The sequence below is a fragment of the Klebsiella sp. PCX genome (assembly GCF_021869705.1).
Lineage (GTDB): Bacteria > Pseudomonadota > Gammaproteobacteria > Enterobacterales > Enterobacteriaceae > Klebsiella > Klebsiella quasipneumoniae.
The window spans coordinates 4,858,052-4,876,177 of the sequence record NZ_CP091527.1 but is presented as its reverse complement, the minus strand read 5'-3'; the positions used below and the strand labels follow the sequence as shown (position 1 = coordinate 4,876,177).

Below are 18,126 nucleotides of genomic sequence, written 5' to 3'. Positions count from 1 at the left end.
AAATTAATGGATCTCCTACACTATTTAATGAGCCGGTCGGAAAAATAAATGTGATCGGAATCGCACTCTTTACGGTATTGTCGTCGGTTATTTGGGGAGCGGTAGCCGCGGAGGATTTCTCCGTGGGCGGGTCGCCGGGGAGGAGGTATGATCAGCACTATTGCGCTGTTTTGGGCCCTGTGTGTCGTTTGTGTGGTGAATATGGCACGCTACTTCTCATCGTTGCGTGCATTATTGGTTGTGCTACGTGGTTGCGATCCCTTGCTCTATCAGTACGTCGATGGCGGCGGCTTTTTTACCTCGCACGGGCAGCCCAGCAAACAGATGCGGCTGGTCTGGTATATCTATGCCCAGCGCTACCGTGACCATCATGACGATGAATTTATTCGTCGCTGCGAACGTGTTCGTCGCCAGTTTATTCTGACCAGCGCCCTGTGCGGCCTGGTGGTGGTGAGCCTGATTGCGCTGATGATCTGGCACTAACGATATTTTCAGAATAAAAAACGGGCCAGCAAGCTGGCCCGTTTTGAACGAATAACGCTTAAATCAGCTTCAGGGAGAGCCAGTAAAGGACGCCTGAAAGGATAATCGCTGCCGGCAGGGTCAGTACCCAGGCCATCAGAATGCTGGTTACCGTCTTTTTCTGCAGACCACCGCCATCCACCAGCATCGTCCCCGCTACCGAGGAGGAGAGCACGTGGGTGGTGGAAACTGGCATTCCGGTGTAGCTCGCCAGACCGATTGAGACCGCTGCGGTCATCTGCGCCGACATCCCCTGGGCGTAGGTCATGCCCTTCTTACCGATCTTCTCACCGATGGTGGTCGCCACGCGGCGCCAGCCGATCATGGTACCAATACCCAGCGCCAGCGCGACCGCCATGATAATCCAGATTGGCGCGTACTCGATGGTGCTCAGCATATCGGTTTTCAGTTTCTTCAGCAGACGCTGGTCGTCAGCGCTCACGTCCGGCAGTTTCGCCACTTTGTCGGTAGTGTCTGAGATGCAGAGCATGATGCGACGCAGCTGGCCGCGCTGTTCCGGTTTTAGCGACTCGTAGTTCTCAACGCCGGTCAGCATGGTCTTCACGCGGTCAAGGGCGTTGATGGTGTTCGCCGGATGGCAATGAAACTCGCCGTTGGCCGCGGTATTGGTGTCCGGAGAGGGAACCAGCTGGTCAACGCCGGTGGCTTTCTTCAGCAGGTCAGGGCGCTGCTGGAAGAAAGTTTCCACATTGTTGACCGCATCGCGGGTACGGGTGATTTCGTAACCGGAGGCGTTCATATTCACCACGAAGCCCGCCGGGGCGACGCCGATCAGGACCAGCATCACCAGACCAATGCCTTTCTGTCCATCGTTAGCGCCGTGAGAGAACGACACGCCGATAGCGGACAGGATCAGGGCGATACGGGTCCAGAACGGCGGCTTTTTCTTGCCGTCTTTCTTTTCACGCTCCGCCGGAGTCAGGTGGATACGCGCCCGTTTTTTGGTGCCGCTCCAGTAGCGGCGCAGCAGGAAAATCAGGCCGCCCGCAATCACCAGACCAACGATAGGCGAGATGATAAGCGAACCAAAAATGCCGATGACTTTCGGGATATTCAACGCATCAACCACGGAGGTGCCTGTCATCAGCGCATTGGTTAAACCAATACCGATGATGGCGCCAATCAGGGTATGAGAACTGGATGCCGGAAGACCGAAGTACCAGGTCCCGAGGTTCCAGATGATCGCCGCCAGCAGCATAGAGAACACCATGGCGAGGCCATGCGCGGAACCCATGTTAAGCAGCAGATCGGTCGGCAGCATATGCACGATGGCATAGGCTACGCTGAGACCGCCCAGCAGAACGCCGAAGAAGTTGAAGAGCGCCGCCATCGCCACAGCGAGCTGTGAGCGCATAGCGCGAGTGTAGATAACCGTAGCCACCGCGTTTGCGGTATCATGGAAACCGTTAATCGCTTCGTAAAACAGTACAAAAGCTAAAGCAAGCAATAATAATAGTCCGGTATGTAAATCCAGACCGGCAAATAAATGTAGCATAGGACGTTACGCCATTTTGAGGACATGAACGCGGCGCATTATCAGTGACTTTAGCGGCGCGGGCAAAGTGAAATATAGACTTTTTTTGATTTTCTTCCTGTTTAGGTTTTACCCTGTTGGGAGTAATCCTATATCTTTCAATGATGTATCTAATGCGGGATTTTTCCCGCTGGTGTGACCAGAGTGAAATATTTACAAAACCCGACAATTGGGGAACGAGGAATGCGGTGTGGAAAGGTTTGATGCCATTGTCGTTGGCGCCGGAGCGGCGGGAATGTTTTGCGCAGCGCAGGCGGGGCAGCTCGGCTGTCGCGTCCTGCTGCTCGACAACGGCAAAAAGCCGGGGCGAAAAATTCTGATGTCCGGCGGCGGCCGCTGCAACTTTACCAATATGTATGTCGAGCCGGCGGCCTATTTGAGCCAAAACCCGCATTTTTGCAAATCAGCCCTGGCGCGCTACACCCAGTGGGACTTTATCGAGCTGGTCGGCAAATATGGCATCGCCTGGCATGAGAAAACCCTCGGTCAGCTGTTTTGCGATGATTCGGCGGAACAGATCGTCACTCTGTTGCTGGCGGAATGCGAAAAGGGCGGCGTGCAGATCCGCCTGCGCAGCGAAATTCTCAGCGTGGAGCGCGACGAGCAAGGCTATCGGCTTCAGGTGAACGGCGAAACGCTGGCGACCAAAAAGCTGGTGATCGCCTCCGGCGGCTTGTCGATGCCGGGCCTCGGCGCCTCGCCGTTTGGCTATAAAATCGCCGAACAGTTCGGCCTGAAGGTGCTGCCGACCCGTGCGGGTCTGGTGCCGTTTACCCTGCACAAGCCGCTGCTTGAGCAGCTCCAGGTTCTCTCCGGCGTCTCGGTGCCGTCGACCATCACCGCCGAGAACGGCACCCTGTTCCGCGAAAATCTGCTGTTCACCCATCGCGGCCTTTCCGGACCGGCGGTGCTGCAAATTTCCAGCTACTGGCAGCCCGGTGAGTTCGTCACCGTGAATCTGCTGCCGGACTGCAATCTTGAGGAATTCCTTAACGAGCAGCGCGGCGCGCATCCCAACCAGAGCCTGAAAAACACCCTCGCGATGCAGTTGCCGAAGCGGCTGGTGGAGTGTCTGCAGCAGCTGGGGCAAATTCCTGATGTCACGCTGAAGCAGCTGAACGTTCGCGATCAGCAAGCGCTGGTGGAGACGCTGACCGCCTGGCGCGTGCAGCCGAACGGCACCGAAGGCTACCGGACGGCGGAAGTGACCCTCGGCGGCGTGGACACCAATGAGCTCTCGTCGCGTACCATGGAGGCGCGTAAGGCGCCGGGTCTCTACTTTATCGGCGAAGTGATGGACGTCACCGGCTGGCTCGGCGGCTATAACTTCCAGTGGGCGTGGTCAAGCGCCTGGGCCTGCGCGCTGGCGCTGGTGGAAGGGTAACGGCGGTTTTATTCCGGCGGACAGGTTCGGTTTATCCGCTGATGTTATGTTGCTTCAGTTTACGCCACAGGGTGGTAGGACTGATGCCGAGGATGGCCGAGGCTTTGGTTCTGTCGCCATCCGTTTTTTCAATCACGCTCGCGATCAGCTGTTTCTCCTGTTTTTTTAGCAGATCGCTCTCATCCGCGACCACCGCGAGGTCAGTCACAAGAGACACGCCCTGGTGACAGGGCGATGAGAGGTGACTGATCTGCTGCAATACCGCTTTATCCACCGTATCACCCTCCAGCAAGACGATGAGGCGATAAATGACCGCCTGCAGCTCACGGATATTGCCTGGCCAGTCATAGTTCTGTAAGCAGTTCACGGCATCCGGGGTAAAGGTGAGGTGCTTGTTCTGTTGCTGCAGAAGATGGTGAATCAGCACCATAATATCTTCAGGTCTTTCGCGTAATGGCGGGAGCTGCAGTTCAAGGATATTGATTCGGTAATAGAGATCCTGGCGGAACTCCTCGCTGGCGATGAGCTGACCCAGATCTTTATTGCTGGCGGTGATCAGGCGAAAATCGGCTGAGAGCAGGCTGTCGCCACCAAGACGGGAAAATTGCTTCTCCTGCAATACGCGCAGCAGCTTCACCTGGACCGACAGCGGGGCCTCACTGATCTCATCGATAAATACCGTTCCGTTAGTGGCCATTTCAAAGACCCCTGGTTTGCCTCCCTTCCGCGCATTGGTAAATGCGCCTTCGGCATAACCGAAAAGTTCACTTTCCAGCAGGCTCTCCGGAATAGCCGCGCAGTTGATGGCGATAAAAGGACCATGGCTGCGGGCGCTGACGTGATGAATACTCTGAGCAAACAGTTCCTTCCCCGTGCCGGTATCCCCTAAGAGATGGACCGGAAGATCATGCTGAGCGCACAGCCTGGCTTTTTGTATCACCTGATGCATGATCGGCGATTGCGTAATAATATTGTCAAAAGAATAGCTGGTGGCATAGCCGCGTAATTTACTTTTTTTACTGTTAGTCTGCTGCCAGAGTGTGCTTTCCTGGCTTAAGCCAGTGATAATGGCATAGGTGTTTTGGCGATTGGAAAAATGACGGACTGAGATACAAACAAGTGTGCCATTAATTTCAATAGTTTGCTCTTTGATGTTGGACTCATTAATCATGCTGGCATAGATATCTTTAAAAGCTTCTTTTTTAAAGATTTTGTCACCCACCTGACATTGAAATAAGGTCATGCCGATAGCATTGATATTAATGATTTCACCCAGTTGATCAACACACATAATGCCTTCGCGTGATTGATTCAATGCCGCATGGCTCATGACTAACTTTAAATTTTCCCGATTAATATATTTTAGTAAGCCATGAGCTTCATTAATGGCTTGTTCAATGGAATTATTGTCGGCGTCGCCTTCAATAACGTTGAGATTGTATTTCTTGGCCATTTCGGCGACAGTCAAACCACCAATGACCATATGATAACCATTTTCTGACAGATTTTTTATAACATTTTCAATGTCATGGTGATTGTAGACCTGGCAGATTTTAAACTCGTCGTTGGTCATGCTTTGGTAATGCCGCAGCGCCCGGCAAAACTGAGGGAAACCAATGGCGGCAATTTTCTGTGATTTATTCTTGGCTTCCTGCAGGATGCGGTATACGCCATGAAAATCATGGGCAATTTCGATAACCGGAATAGGGATGTTATTGCGAAGCAGGGCCGCAGTGCCGCCCCGGCTAATAATGATTCTGGTGCCGGACTGGATCATTTCATTAGCTTTGTTGAGAACGTCAGAATAACGAAATTCATAGACGGGGATTTCCAGTTTACGCTCAATAAGAACATTCATTATCCGTTGGGTAATGGTGCTGGAAACTGAGAAGATGACAATTTCATTATTCTTCATACATTATTCACTTATCGGCTCAGGATTGGCTAAAATCATTATAATTTTAAGGCGCAGATAAATAATGACGAAGGTCATAGAAGAGGGGTTTTATCATACCAGCCATACGCCTGGAAAGGCGTATGGCTGGTGGCTTGCGAATTAGAAACGCAGACGGCGATAAACAATCTGTCCGTTACAGATAGTGGCGCAGTTATCGAGGTAGCAATCACCCTCCAGGGTTTTTCCCCGGGTATCTTCAAAGGTGATCTTATCTTTGCGTAATTTCACAATGGAAATATCGGCAATAGCGTTTGCCGCCAGGGTACCAATCTGCCCCTGCATTTTCATCAGGCGAGCCGGCGTGGCGGTCACGGCGCGGATAACGTCAAAGAACGGCATGCCCATATTGAGATATTTCGACATCACATGCAGCAGGCTATAGACCTTATCAGTACGCAAGCTATTGCGCAGGGTTAAATCGGTACTGATGATATCAGGGTAGAATCCCTGCTCCATCGCCGATTGCGCCACCTTGAAATCAAAGTGGGCGACACCGTTTGAACAATCGAAGATCACCCCCCTGGACTGTGCTTCTTTGATGGCGGCATACACCTGCCCTTGTTCGTTGAGAATAGAATGACCGGTACCGTGGAAACAGTGTGCATAGATGTCACCCTCTTCAAAATAGCGGATCAGTTCATCGGCGCACAACAGGGAGTCGGTGACATGCACGCAAATCGAGGTTTCCAGTTTGCGTACGAGGGCGACCGTGGCTAACAGCGGATCGCTGGCATACTGTTTGCCTCGGGCGATATCCTGGCTATAGCGTAATTTCAAACCCAGGATGTTGTCTCTATTGTCATTCAGCGTCTGGGCAATTTTTTCCTCGTTGTAATTGGCCGGATTGGTATTTTCAAGGTAGCCGGTGGGCCCGCCACCGAGGGTGGAGAGGCCAACATTGACCACGTTTAAATAGCTCTTAATTTTCACCATCGCCGGATGGATCACGCTATTACGAAATAGCGAATAGTTGACCCATCCGCTGCTCCCGGCATCGACCATGCTGGTGACGCCGTTTGGTAAACAGACGATATCAGGGTTAACGCTAATCGCCGTTCCGCCATGGAAAACATGGCCATGAAAATCGATGAGGCCGGGAAGAATGATACAGCCCGACGCATCAATAACGGTTTCAGCCTGCAGGTCGCTATGATGAGAAATATCAACGATGCGGTTACCCTTAATACCAATATCGGCGTTGATATAAGTACGGTTTTCAATATCGGCGATCTGGCCGTTTTTAATGACTATATCCAGTTTCATTTTATGCTCCTGTCAGATGCCGATAAGCTTCCAGTAAGGAATACCGATAAAGAAGAAGATTAACACGTTCACCACAACCATAATGGTGCCGAGCATCCAGAAGGTTTTCTGTGGCACGTAGCCGCTGGAGAACGTAAATACACCAGCCCCATTGCCATAGTGGGTCAATAAAGCGCCATAGCCTGCGGAGAAGGCCAGGGAGAGCGCGACGTACATCGGATGTGCCTGCGTGGTCATACCCAGGGTAAAAAGTACCGGATAGAAAGAGACCACAAAGGCGCTGTTTGAGACGAAGAAATAGCGGACCGCAAGGCTGATAAACACCAGCACGGCAATCGCGCTGATTTCACTCAAATGCGAGAGATCGAGATAATTTTTAATCACGTCGACCAGGTAAACATAGAAGCCCCCTTTTGACAGCGCCACCGCGCAACCGTAGAAGGCGCCGTACCAGACAAAGGTCTGCCAGGCTGATTTTTCGCTGACCACGTCATTCCAGCTCAGGACGCCGAAAAGCAGCAGACAGGCGAGGAAGGCGAGCCCTACCGGAATAAAGGCAATACCGGTGATAGACCCGGTCATCCAGCCTAACACGCCGAGAATAAAGAACACGATCAACAGCTTCTCTTCGCGTTTGACCGGGCCTAATTCATTGAGGCCTTTTTCCGCAATTTCGTTCACGTTCTCAATAACTTTGAGTTCCGGGGCATAGATTTTATACAGGATCCAGGGCGCCAGAATGAGCACCAGTCCCGCCGGGACAACGGCGGCTTTAAACCAGGTCATCCACTCAAGATTGACCTTCATAATTTCATTGGCTAATGAAACGGTGATCGAGTTGGTGGCCATCCCGGTCAGGAACAGGCTGGAGGTCCCCATCGAGACGACGTACATCAGGATAGTCAGATAGGCACCGATTTTGCGGCTACCGTCGTCGGGCTTCGAGCCAAGCGCTTCGGCGATATTCCTGAAAATGGGGTAGGTGATCCCTCCCGAACGCGACATGTTTGAACCGGTCGCCGGGGCCAGTACGGTATCGGTGACCATCATCAGATAGCCGAGCGTCAGGGTATTTTTGCCGTAGCGTTTGAGTAACAGATAAGCAATGCGTTTACCTAACCCGGTAATGACAAACGCTTTGCAAATAATAAAAGCGCTGATAATAAACCATACCATCGGGCTGCCAAATCCAGCGAATAGTGGACCGGGGTCGAGTACCAGAGAGGCGAATCCCAGAATAATCAGCATAATCACCGCGTCGGTAAACGGGCGTAAAACCAAGCCACAGAGCATGGCCAGATAAATGCCAACCATATGCCATGTCGGGGCGGCAACGCCTTCCGGATGCGGTATTATCCAAAATAAAACAGGGAAAAAGATAATCGGCAAGAGTTTTAAATAAAGCATTTTTGTTACCTTTGCTTTAAGGCCACGGCAGATAAACCACCGTGGCTTATATTATTTAATCGAATTAACGATACGTGTCGTCGATAAATTCGACGCCCGTTGCATCCAGCGATTTTTTAACCCATTGACGATTGGCGGTACCGTTTTTGGCGGCGTCCACTTTGCTGGCGTCGAATTCGGCGTACTCTTTCGCTTTATCCAGCACCGTTTCTGCATCGCTCAGTGGGATGACAATGACGCCATCCGCATCGCCGACAATTAAATCGCCAGGGCAGACAGCGACGCCGCCCACGGCAATGGGGGTATTCACTTCCCCGGGTCCCATTTTGAAAGGGCCTGCCGGATTCGAGCCTGTGGCATAGAGCGGAAAATCAAGCACCGATAGGGCGTCGATATCGCGAATCGGCCCGTCCAGCACGATACCGGCAATTTTCTTCATGTGATGGGCATACGCCACCATGATTTCGCCCATCAATGCCCGCGAGCGATCCCCTTCGTTGGAGACCACGATGACGTCATTTTCTCCCGCCATATCCAGGGCGGCATGGAGCATCAAATTGTCGCCGGCGCGAGCTTTTACCGTAATGGCGAAGCCGGCCATAATCGGTTTTTGGGGTGAGGAAATACGCTTGATGCCGTTGCCTAATACCGCGATACGGTTCATGGTGTCAGCAATATTTGCCGCCGGCAGGTGCTCATATTCTTTCAGCAGGGCAATATTTCCCACCGGACGTTTTAAAAATACACGGTTACCAATAGTCATCTCTTGCTCCTTAAAAACCTGGGACCGGCCAGGACGGTTTTTTACCCGATAACACTTCGTCAATGCCGATGGCGGAATGAAGAGACGCCCTGTCGGTTGCTTCGATAGTGGCGGCACCGATATGGGGGCCGATGACGATATTGCTCAGCGCGAAAATAGGATCGTTGGCATCGAAGGGTTCTTTCTTCAAAACATCAACACCGGCGCCGGCGATAATTTGCTGGCTTAAGGCGTGATAAAGTGCGCGCTCATCGACGAGTTTGCCGCGGGCGGTATTAATGAAATAGGCGCTGGGCTTCATCATCGAGAACTGTTTTTCGCCGACGAAGTCGGTGGTTTCCGCTGTTGTTGGGCAGTGCAGCGAAACGAAATCACTCTCTTTGAAAATTCGGTCGAAATCGTCAGTCAGTTCGACACCCTCGGGGATCTGCTGCTGCGTTTTATAGGGATCATAGGCAATGACTTTCATATTAAAGCCGTGCAATGCTTTTAACGCGACGCGCGAGCCGATATTTCCTACGCCAATTAAACCCAGGGTTTTACCATCAAGTTCAACTTTCGGGGTGCGCAGTTTTGCCCAGTAATAATCTTCAAGCATTTTTTCTTCGACCAGCTTGAAATTACGTGAGCAGTGCAGCATATAAAATATGGTCAGTTCCGCAACTGACATGCTGTTGGCTATCGGGGCATTTAATACCACAACGCCATGACGTTTGGCGGACTCCAGATCTACGGTATCGTAACCTGCGCCATGGCGGGCCACCACTTTGAGCTTTTTAGCCGCTTCAAAAACGCGGTCGGACATTTTTGACAGGCGCACGATGATACCGTCGCAGTCGCCGATATCGCGGATGATATCTTCCTCTTCCATCCCGGAACCATTAATTAGCTGATAACCCCGGCTTTCCAGATACTCTCTCCCTTCGGCCATGATCTCTTGCGGGAGTAGAATTTTATACGTCATGTCAATTTCTCCAGTGTTGTTTACGTGGAGATAAATGCATGCCCTATGCCACAACTTATTTATAGTGTGATAATTTTTATAATATATTGAAATTAAAATGATTTTTATTTTGTTAATTAATGGTGAATTGTTTTTATGTTGATGAGTATCACAAATTTATATTAGGGGTTATCGTCGGTTTTTTTCATTATGAAATGGCTGGATTGCAAAATTAAATAACGGTGTTATGCATTTCACATTGTTGCTCGACAGGGCATTGGCAGCCAGTGATTGACATTTTGTTTGCGGTTAACTAAAACGATGGCGGAATGAATAAATAAAAAGGGGGTATTGACTATGAATAATGCCCAGATTGAAATGTTCAGTGTTATGGTACAAACGGGGAATATTCATCATACAGCACAACGTTTTGGTATCGATGCCGCGTCCATTACCACCAGTATTTGTGCGCTGGAAAACGAGATTGGTTTTAATCTCATCGTGCGAGGGAAAAATATCAGGAAGGTAATATTAACGGAAAAGGGAAAGGCTTTTTACAAACTCACGCCAGAGATCCTTTGTATCCTGAATGCTATCGCCACGATTCGTTGCGCCCAGAACCTGGTTGAATAAGCCCGGCGCAAATCGGCCGGGCTGTTACGTGATGTTAGTTCAACCCAAGAAAATACTGGGCGATTTTGAAATAGATAATCAGTCCGGTGCCATCAATCAGCGTGGCGATAAACGGCGCGGAAACCACCGCCGGGTCGATGCCGATCCGTTTAAGCACCATCGGAATGACCGACGAGACAACTGCGCTCCACAGAGTAATGCATACCAGCGTCAGGCTGACGATCAGCGTGATTTCCATGCCGATGCCCATCATCCAGGCGCGCAGGCAGCCCGCCAGCCCCAGCGTTAAGGCAATCAGAAACGAGGTCGACACCTCTTTGCGGATCACCCGCCCCATATCGCGCAGCCGTACTTCTCCCAGCGCCATCGAGCGCACCAGCGTCGAAGTGATCTGCGTTCCGCTGTTGCCGCCGGTGCCGATGAGCAACGGAATAAAGAAGGCCAGCGCAATGGCCGATTCCAGGGCTTCTTCGAAATGCTGCAGCACGCTGCTGGTGTAGGCTTCGGCCACGAACAGCAGCAGCAGCCACACCGAGCGTTTCTTCCACAGCGTCCAGGGGCTGATGTCCAGATACGGTTTTTCCAGCGGCAGCGTCGCCCCCTGCAGCTGAGCGTCCTCGGTGACGTCATCCTCCAGCAGATGGGCGATCTCCTTTTCCATCAGGCAGCCGACCAGCTCGCCTTTATCGACGACGGGAACCAGCTCGAGGCCGCGCTCGTTGAGCTCGGCAATGACCTGCGGGCGTTCATCGTCAGGTTTGACGCGGAACAGACAGCTGTCCATCAGGTAGCGGATAGACTGCCCGACATCCCCTTCCTGCAGTAGCTTTTTGACCGACAGGCTGCCGCGCAGCTTTTTACCGGCGACAACAAACACCTGGCCGGGAATATCATCGCTGGTGAGCTGCGAGATAAAGTGCTCCCGCGCCTCATGGACGCTGAGATGTTCCTGTAGCGTAATAAAGTCGGTACGCATGTACTGGGCGATGGCATCGCCGTTGAAGCCAGAGGTCGCCTGATGGGCGGCGCAGAGTTGAATGGAAGACATGATTAAAATCCCTATAAAAAATCACTCATAGGGGCGAACAAGACAGGGTTAGCGCAGGCAGATCCCTACGTCCTGGTTTTAGCACTGCATAACGTATCTGAACGGTCATGACCGCCAGAAGTTACCTTGGCAACACCTTGATTCGATGGAAGCCTGTATTTCCCTGAGTGGTCTCTCTCGATACCAACAGGGCGGTAACTTGTATTTATGCAGGAGCCTCGCCATAACGAGATCGTTAAATGAAGCGCCATTATTGGCGAAGCGGGATAATTCACAAAGCGTATAATTTATGTGGTTTATCAACTGTTGATAAACCACCCAAGAATTTTCAAATCGTTAATCATCCGCTAAACACTGCAAATGCCCATGGCGCACGCCGCGCTGGGCAATCACGTCGTCGGCAAAATGCTGTATCTCGACCATGTCTCCCTTCAGCACCGCAATCTCCAGGCAGTCGTCATGACTGATATGCACATGCAGCGTGGCGACGGAGAGATCGTGATGATGATGCTGGGTGGCCACCAGCCGGCTCGCCAGTTCGCGTTTTTCATGCTCGTACACATATGACAGGACGGCATAACCGCGCCGCGGCTCCGACGGTGCGGGATCCTGGTTGAGGGCGTCTCGCAGAATATCGCGTACCGCCTCCGAACGATTGTGGTAGCCGCGGCGGGCGCTGAGCGCATCGAGAGCGGCCAGCAGGTCATCATCAAGAGTCAGGGTTACGCGCTGCATGGCATGGCCTCGTTAAGCAGAGTGGCAGGAAAAGGTGGCAGCACCGCCTGCTGGAGCGCCTGTCCGGCAGGGGAGCGCAGGCGCAGCGGTAGACTGACCGTTGCGGTTTCGACGATGCGTCCGTGCTCCATCACCAGCACCCGCTGGCAAAAGCGCTCCACCAGCCGCAGGTCGTGAGTGATGAACAGGCAGGCGGTGCCAAACTGGGCCTGCAGGCGCTTCAGCAGGGCGATGATCTCCGCCTGCAGCAGCAGATCGAGATTCGAGACCGCTTCATCCAGAATCAACAGCTGCGGCCGTACTGCCAGGGCGCGAGCCAGGCAGACGCGCTGCAGCTGTCCGCCGCTGAGCTGCGACGGGCGTTTATCGAGTAGCGTCGTGGAAAGGTCGACCGCCTGCAGCATCTCTTCCACCTGGCGCGCGCGTTCCTCGCGCGACAAGCGCAACAGATGGCGCAGCGGCTCGCTGACGATCTCGCGCACCGTTTTGCGCGGATTCACCGCGCTGAAGGCGTCCTGAAACACCAGCTGAATATCGCGGCGGAAGGCGCCGACGGCCTCGCCTTTCAGGGCGGTCAGCGGTGTGCCGCGCCAGACAATATCGCCGTGCTGCGGCGTTTCCAGGCCCACCAGCATCCGCGCCAGGGTGCTCTTGCCGCAGCCGCTGCGCCCGAGCAGGGCCACCGTTTCGCCGGGGGCGATGGCGAGTTGGATCTCGTGCAGGACCCTGCCGTGGTGCGGGTAATTGTGGCTCACCCCGGTGACGCTGAGTAAATTCATGCTGTTTTCTCCAGTCCGTACAGCGCCAGATGCGCCGCCAACAGGCGTTGGCTCAGCGGGTGCTGTGGGGCGCTGAACAGCGTATTTACATCGCACTGTTCAACGAGGCGACCGTTCTCCATGACCGCTACGTAATCCGCCAGCCGCGCCACAACGCCCATGTCATGGGTCACCAGCAGCAGCCCCAGACCGCGGCTGGCGACGATATCTGCCAGCAGATTGAGGATCCGCGCCTGGGCGATGGCATCGAGGTCGGTGGTCGGTTCGTCGGCGATGATAAAGGGCGCGCGGCTGAGCAGGGCGAGGGCGACCATCATCCGTTGCAGCATGCCGCCGCTCATCTCAAAGGGGTAGCGTTTCAGCAGCGCCCGCGGATTATCCAGACCCACCTCTTCCATTGCCGCCAGCAGGGCGGCGTCACTTGCTTCGCGGCCCGCCGCCCGGCAGGTTTCCCGGGCGTGGGCGGCCATGGTATGCAGCGGATTAAAGGCGCTGCGTGGGTTCTGCATGATAGTGGCGATAGTCGCGCCGCGCAGCTGTTCGCCGTGCACCGGCATGCCGTCAAGCAACACCCGGCCGGCGGTCTGGTTGACGCCGGGCGGCAGCAGGCCCAGCGCGGCGGCGCAGGTGAGCGATTTCCCGCTGCCGCTGCTGCCGAGCAGCGCCAGTACCTGGCCGCGGCGCAGGGTAAGCGAGACGTCGCTGACCAGCGGGCGGTCGGCGGCAAGGGCGATCTGTTGCAGTTGGATCTTCTGCGGCATCAGTGGCTATGCTCCGCGATCAGGTGAGGATCGAGGCGATCGCGCAGCGCGTCGCCCAGCAGGTTAAAGGCCATCACGCTGATGAACAGCGCCAGCCCCGGCCAGACCATCTGCAGCGGCTGGGTCCAGATATACTGCCGGGCGTCGTTGATCATCACCCCCCATTCCGCCGTCGGCGCGCTGACGCCGAGGCCAAGGAACGACATGCCGGCCACGTGAAGCATCATATGGCCGATATCCAGTGAGGCGAGCACCAGCAGCGAGGGGATCACCGCCCCTGCCAGATGGTCGCTGAACAGCCGCCACTGGCTGGCGCCGCTCAGGCGGGCGGCGAGGATAAATTCGCGCTGGCGCAGGGAGACCACCAGATTACGCACCATTCTGGCGTACCAGGCCCAGTGCGACAGCGCAATGGCGAGGATCACGTTGGTCAGCCCGGTACCCAACACCCCCACCATAAAGAACGACAGGATCGAGGTCGGAAAGGTCATAAACAGTTCGGCGAGGCGCATCAGGCCGCGGTCGGCGCGGCCGCCCAGCAGCCCGGCGCTGCCGCCAACCGCCAAACCGATCAGCAGCACCAGCAGCAGGCAGGCCATTACCGCCCCCAGCGAGACGCGGGTGGCGGCCAGCAGGCGCGAGAAAATATCCCGTCCAAGATGATCGGTTCCCAGCCAGTGTGCTCCCCCTGGCGGCAGCAGCCGCTGCTGCAGGTTAATCGCCGCCGGATCCCAGGGCAGCCACCAGCCACTGCCGAGGGCGATGACCGCCAGCAGCGCGATAACCAGCAGGGCCAGTTTCACCGGCCAGCGGAAGTTTCGCAGCCATCTCATACGCTCACCTCCTCATGGCGGCGCAGGCGCGGGTCGAGCGCCGCGTTAAGCACATCCACCGCCAGGTTAGCCAGTACGAACACCGTGACCATCATCAGGGTAAAGCACTGAATCACTGGATAATCGCGATTGAAGATCGCGGAAACCACGTAGCGGCCAACCCCCGGCCAGGCAAAGATATTTTCGATAATCATCGTGCCGCCGATCAGCTCACCAATGTGCATGCCCATGGCGGTCACCACCGGCAGGGTGGCGTTGCGCAGGATATGCCGCCGCTCCACCTGGCGCGTGCTCAACCCGCGCAGCCGCGCCCATACCACGTGACGCTGGCCGGAGACCTCCAGCATGCTGGCGCGCAGCAGCCGGGCGTTAATCGCCAGCGACATAAAGGCGATGGAGACGGCGGGCAATATCAGGTGCTGCCAGTCGCCGTATCCCATCGCCGGGAGCCACTGCAGATGCACGGAAAAGAGCATCACCAGCAGAAAGGCTAGCCAGAAGTTCGGCATCGACACGCCGAGGAAGGCAATCAGCCGTACAGCAAAATCCGGCAGGCGATCGCGATGGCGCGCCGCCCAGATCCCCAGCGGCAGCGAGGTGACGAGGATCAGCGCCAGCGCCGCGCCGGTAAGCAGCAGGGTGGCCGGCAGGAAGTGCAGCAGGTCGTCCAGCACCGGCCGCCGGGTGGCATAAGAGAGGCCGAAGTCCAGGTGCAGCGCCCGCCACAGCCAGTGCAGATACTGCATCGCCAGCGGCTGGTTGAGACCCAGCAGTTCGCGGGTCGAGGCGACCATCTCTTCCGTGGGCGGCAGATTCGACAGGCGCAGATAATCCAGCGCCGGGTCGCCGGTGCCGAGCCGCAGCAGCAGAAAGATGATGGCGGAGGCGGCGAGCAACAGCGGGATCAGCAGCAGCAGGCGGCGTAAAATATAGCGTAGCATTATGGCGTTACCGGTTTAATCTGGTCGAACGGGATCTCGGTGGTCACCGGCGCGAACGGGATCTCGCCGACCTCCTGGCGCGCAACCGACATCAGCGAGACATAGCTGATGGGTAGGTACACCGCGTCCTGATGCAGACGGGTCAGCACATCGTGGTACAGCCGTTTCCGCTGCGCCTCGTCGCTGGTGGTCAGCACCTCGCTAATCTCTTTATCAATCAGCGCTTTGTCGGGCAGGCCGCGCTGGGCCTGATAATCGGCATGCGAGGGCACGCGCATCGAGCTTAAAAAGGCATGCGGATCGTAGGGGGCGCCCCAGGTGCGATTGAAGATCATGCCGAACCGGCCTTCGCGCTGGCGCGCATAGATGCTGCTCTCCTCCTCGCCCACCAGGGTGACGCGGACGCCGACCTCCCGCAGATTGGCCTGAATAATTTCGGCCATCGATTTAGCCAGCGCGTCGGTGCCGATAAACGCCAGCTCAATCGCCAGCGCTTGCCCGGCTTTTTGTCGCCAGGGCTGGCCTTCCGGCTGCTGCCAGCCGGCCTGCGCCAGCAGGGCGCGGGCTTTTGCCGGATCGTAACGGCGCGGCGTCAGATCCTGCGGGGCGTAGGGGACCGAGGGCGCAAACAGGGTGTCGGCAACCTGCTGGGTGCCGTAGAGCACGCTATCGACGAGGGTCTGCTTGTCGACGGCGTAGTTGAGCGCCTCGCGAACCGCCTGCTCCCGGGTCGGGCCCTGGCTGGCGTTCAGCGCCAGCATCACCGTCTCCGTTGGTGCGGAGAGTCGAGCCACGTAGCAGGGGTGATGACGAAAGCGTTCGAAGGTATCCAGCGGTAGCAGCCCTTCGTCGCCGTAGAGCATGTCAATTTCCCCGGTTTCGAACGCCACCGCGCGGCTGGTGGCGTCAGGGATCACTTTGATGGTGATTTGCTGCAGCGCGGGTTTATTACCCCAGTACTGTTCGTTGCGTACCAGCACGTCGCGCTGATTGAGCTGCGAGCTCGCCAGTCGCCACGGCCCGGTGCCGATCGGGGCTTTGATGCCGTTGGCGGTGCCGCCATCGATAAACTGCGAGGGGGCGATAAAGCGGAACGGGCGGGGCAGGGCCAGCTCTTGTAGCAAGGGGGCGTAGGCGCTTTTCAGGGTGATCTGCAGCTCGCTGGCGCTGAGCGCCCGCACGTCGGTTATCTGATTGGCAAGCTCAAGCCAGGCGTGGCGTTGACGGTTGGCGAGCACCGCCTGGAAATTCGCCGCTGCGGCCTGGGCGTTAAAGGGTTCGCCGTTGGAGAAGGTCACATCCTCGCGCAGGGTGAACCACCAGGTTTTACCATCGGCGGAGTGACGCCAGCGGGTCGCCAGCCAGGGCTGCACGCTGCCGTCAGCCTGATACTTCACCAGCGGCTCATAGACCATGCTTTGGGCAAACATCTGGTTGGGGGTATAAAGATGCGGATTCAGCGGGCCGACGTTCACCGGCCAGGCGGTGGTGAGCGAGTGCTGCGCGGCCTGAGCCAGCAGAGGGACGCAGGCGATCAGCGCCAGCAGAGTGAGGCGGAAAATAGACAAGACGGCAATCTCAACGACAGGAAAGTATGACGATTTTAGTGATTCATCATACTTTCGGAGTAACCTGGATCAATATTGCGCCGAAAAGTATAAGTAATCCGTATGATTATGCGCAGGGGCAGGCGCCGCTTTACCCCTCAGGGCGCCCGGAACAACCCCAGCAGCGTGGCCACCTGTTCGTCGATCGGCGCCAGATCCCGCTTGACGATCAGATGCAGCGGCGTCGCGCGGCGCGCGCCATGGCTGAGGGGCAGCCGCTTCAGCACGCCCTGATCGAGATGGGAACGAATGCGCTCTTCCGGCAGCCAGCCGAAGCCGACCTGATACATCACCGCATCAATGGCGGCGTCAATGGTGGAGAAAGTCCAGGCGTCACGCGTCGCCTGGCCATCGCCGGTCTGGTCGGCAATGCGCACCAGCGGCCATGGCGCCAGCGCGCTATCCTCCAGCGGACCGTCGAGGGCGGCGAGAGGATGGTCGCGGTGGGCGACGGCGATAAAATCAATATTCATCAGCCACTCTCCGCGGCCGGTAATATCCTGGCGGCGGGTCAGAACCATGACATCGGCTTCCGTTCGCGCCGCACCCTCGTCATCCATATTTTCCAGCACTTCGGTGAGTCTGACCTGCGTCTGCGGATAACGCTGCTGAAACTGGCGCAAAATGGCGAACAACCGCTGGCGCGGGAAAATGCTGTCGACCACCAGATCCAGACGGGTGCGCGCCCCGTTGCGCAGAGTGGCGGCATGCGTCTCAACGTAGGCGAAGGCCTGTAGCAGCGGTTTGACCTGATTCAGCAGCAGTTCGCCGGCCGGGGTCAGCACCGCCCGCCGCCCGGACGGCGCCAGCAGCGCTACCCCTAAACGCTCCTGCAGCAGCGCGAGGTTATAGCTCACCGAAGACTGGCTGCGATTGGTCTCCTCCGCCGCTCTGGCAAAGCTCCCCAATTCCACTACCTTTTCGAGTAACGCCCACTGCTCCAGGGTTGTCTTGTGCATAATCAATCTAAAATTTGGATGTATTTAATCCAAACA

At 55.8% G+C, this 18,126-nt stretch carries 17 protein-coding genes and 1 riboswitch; of the genes, 3 read left to right on the top strand and 14 right to left on the bottom strand.

Going from position 1 to position 18,126, the window contains the following annotated elements:
- The first annotated feature begins 147 nt into the window (after nt 1-147).
- Nucleotides 148-483 (top strand): universal stress protein UspB, encoded by a 336-nt coding sequence (uspB, locus tag GQR96_RS23410; RefSeq protein ID WP_002921203.1) that lies wholly within the window; start codon nt 148-150, stop codon nt 481-483.
- A 58-nt stretch (nt 484-541) separates the two neighbouring features.
- Here the strand turns inward: uspB and pitA are convergent, their stop codons facing one another.
- Nucleotides 542-2,038: an inorganic phosphate transporter PitA gene (gene pitA / locus GQR96_RS23405; RefSeq protein WP_004204940.1), complete on the bottom strand. Its 1,497-nt coding sequence runs from the start codon at nt 2,036-2,038 to the stop codon at nt 542-544.
- A gap of 229 nt (nt 2,039-2,267) precedes the next feature.
- On the opposite strand from pitA, the gene GQR96_RS23400 reads away from it, so the two are divergent.
- Entirely contained in the window at nt 2,268-3,461 is a 1,194-nt protein-coding gene (locus GQR96_RS23400; RefSeq protein WP_064178577.1) for a BaiN/RdsA family NAD(P)/FAD-dependent oxidoreductase, read from the top strand.
- A 31-nt stretch (nt 3,462-3,492) separates the two neighbouring features.
- On the opposite strand, the gene GQR96_RS23395 is transcribed toward GQR96_RS23400, so the two are convergent.
- The 5 genes from GQR96_RS23395 to GQR96_RS23375 all read right to left on the bottom strand — a co-directional run bounded on the left by GQR96_RS23395 (nt 3,493) and on the right by GQR96_RS23375 (nt 9,815).
- Nucleotides 3,493-5,376 carry a sigma 54-interacting transcriptional regulator gene (locus GQR96_RS23395; RefSeq protein WP_065903812.1) on the bottom strand — a complete coding sequence of 628 codons (1,884 nt, stop codon included), beginning with the start codon at nt 5,374-5,376 and terminating at the stop codon, nt 3,493-3,495.
- A gap of 141 nt (nt 5,377-5,517) precedes the next feature.
- Nucleotides 5,518-6,681 (bottom strand): metallo-dependent hydrolase, encoded by a 1,164-nt coding sequence (locus GQR96_RS23390; protein ID WP_065903814.1) that lies wholly within the window; start codon nt 6,679-6,681, stop codon nt 5,518-5,520.
- 12 nt (nt 6,682-6,693) lie between these two features.
- Complete coding sequence (locus GQR96_RS23385; protein WP_025999215.1) at nt 6,694-8,088, bottom strand: DASS family sodium-coupled anion symporter; 1,395 nt, start codon at nt 8,086-8,088, stop codon at nt 6,694-6,696.
- 64 nt (nt 8,089-8,152) lie between these two features.
- Nucleotides 8,153-8,851, bottom strand: coding sequence for an RraA family protein (locus tag GQR96_RS23380; RefSeq protein ID WP_065903817.1), 699 nt, complete (start codon nt 8,849-8,851; stop codon nt 8,153-8,155).
- Nucleotides 8,852-8,861: 10 nt separating this feature from the next.
- Nucleotides 8,862-9,815, bottom strand: coding sequence for a hydroxyacid dehydrogenase (locus GQR96_RS23375; RefSeq protein WP_004204934.1), 954 nt, complete (start codon nt 9,813-9,815; stop codon nt 8,862-8,864).
- A 336-nt stretch (nt 9,816-10,151) separates the two neighbouring features.
- Here GQR96_RS23375 and GQR96_RS23370 point away from each other — a divergent pair, with 336 nt between their 5' ends.
- A complete protein-coding gene (locus tag GQR96_RS23370; RefSeq protein WP_004204933.1) occupies nt 10,152-10,427 on the top strand; it encodes a LysR family transcriptional regulator in 276 nt (91 codons plus the stop codon).
- 34 nt (nt 10,428-10,461) lie between these two features.
- Here the strand turns inward: GQR96_RS23370 and GQR96_RS23365 are convergent, their stop codons facing one another.
- The 8 genes from GQR96_RS23365 to GQR96_RS23330 form a co-directional block, all read right to left on the bottom strand.
- Nucleotides 10,462-11,475: a magnesium transporter gene (locus GQR96_RS23365; protein WP_065799832.1), complete on the bottom strand. Its 1,014-nt coding sequence runs from the start codon at nt 11,473-11,475 to the stop codon at nt 10,462-10,464.
- A 56-nt stretch (nt 11,476-11,531) separates the two neighbouring features.
- Nucleotides 11,532-11,713: riboswitch (M-box (ykoK) riboswitch) on the bottom strand.
- A 98-nt stretch (nt 11,714-11,811) separates the two neighbouring features.
- The gene (gene nikR / locus GQR96_RS23360; protein WP_004202063.1) at nt 11,812-12,210 is read right to left on the bottom strand and encodes a nickel-responsive transcriptional regulator NikR; all 399 of its coding nucleotides are present in this window, start codon (nt 12,208-12,210) and stop codon (nt 11,812-11,814) included.
- A complete protein-coding gene (gene nikE / locus GQR96_RS23355; RefSeq protein WP_004202065.1) occupies nt 12,198-12,989 on the bottom strand; it encodes a nickel import ATP-binding protein NikE in 792 nt (263 codons plus the stop codon). Before nikE ends, nikR begins: the two co-directional genes overlap by 13 nt.
- On the bottom strand, nt 12,986-13,750 hold the full coding sequence (nikD, locus tag GQR96_RS23350; RefSeq protein ID WP_004202067.1) for a nickel import ATP-binding protein NikD: 765 nt from the start codon (nt 13,748-13,750) through the stop codon (nt 12,986-12,988). The genes nikE and nikD overlap by 4 nt, the downstream gene beginning before the upstream one ends.
- The gene (gene nikC / locus GQR96_RS23345) at nt 13,750-14,583 is read right to left on the bottom strand and encodes a nickel ABC transporter permease subunit NikC (protein WP_004202068.1); all 834 of its coding nucleotides are present in this window, start codon (nt 14,581-14,583) and stop codon (nt 13,750-13,752) included. The genes nikD and nikC overlap by 1 nt, the downstream gene beginning before the upstream one ends.
- Nucleotides 14,580-15,524, bottom strand: a complete 945-nt coding sequence (gene nikB, locus GQR96_RS23340) for a nickel ABC transporter permease subunit NikB (protein WP_065903819.1) — start codon at nt 15,522-15,524, stop codon at nt 14,580-14,582. The genes nikC and nikB overlap by 4 nt, the downstream gene beginning before the upstream one ends.
- On the bottom strand, nt 15,524-17,092 hold the full coding sequence (gene nikA, locus GQR96_RS23335; RefSeq protein ID WP_049116343.1) for a nickel ABC transporter substrate-binding protein: 1,569 nt from the start codon (nt 17,090-17,092) through the stop codon (nt 15,524-15,526). Before nikA ends, nikB begins: the two co-directional genes overlap by 1 nt.
- A 137-nt stretch (nt 17,093-17,229) precedes the next feature.
- Nucleotides 17,230-18,090, bottom strand: coding sequence for a LysR family transcriptional regulator (locus tag GQR96_RS23330; RefSeq protein ID WP_017899988.1), 861 nt, complete (start codon nt 18,088-18,090; stop codon nt 17,230-17,232).
- Nucleotides 18,091-18,126 lie beyond the last annotated feature (36 nt).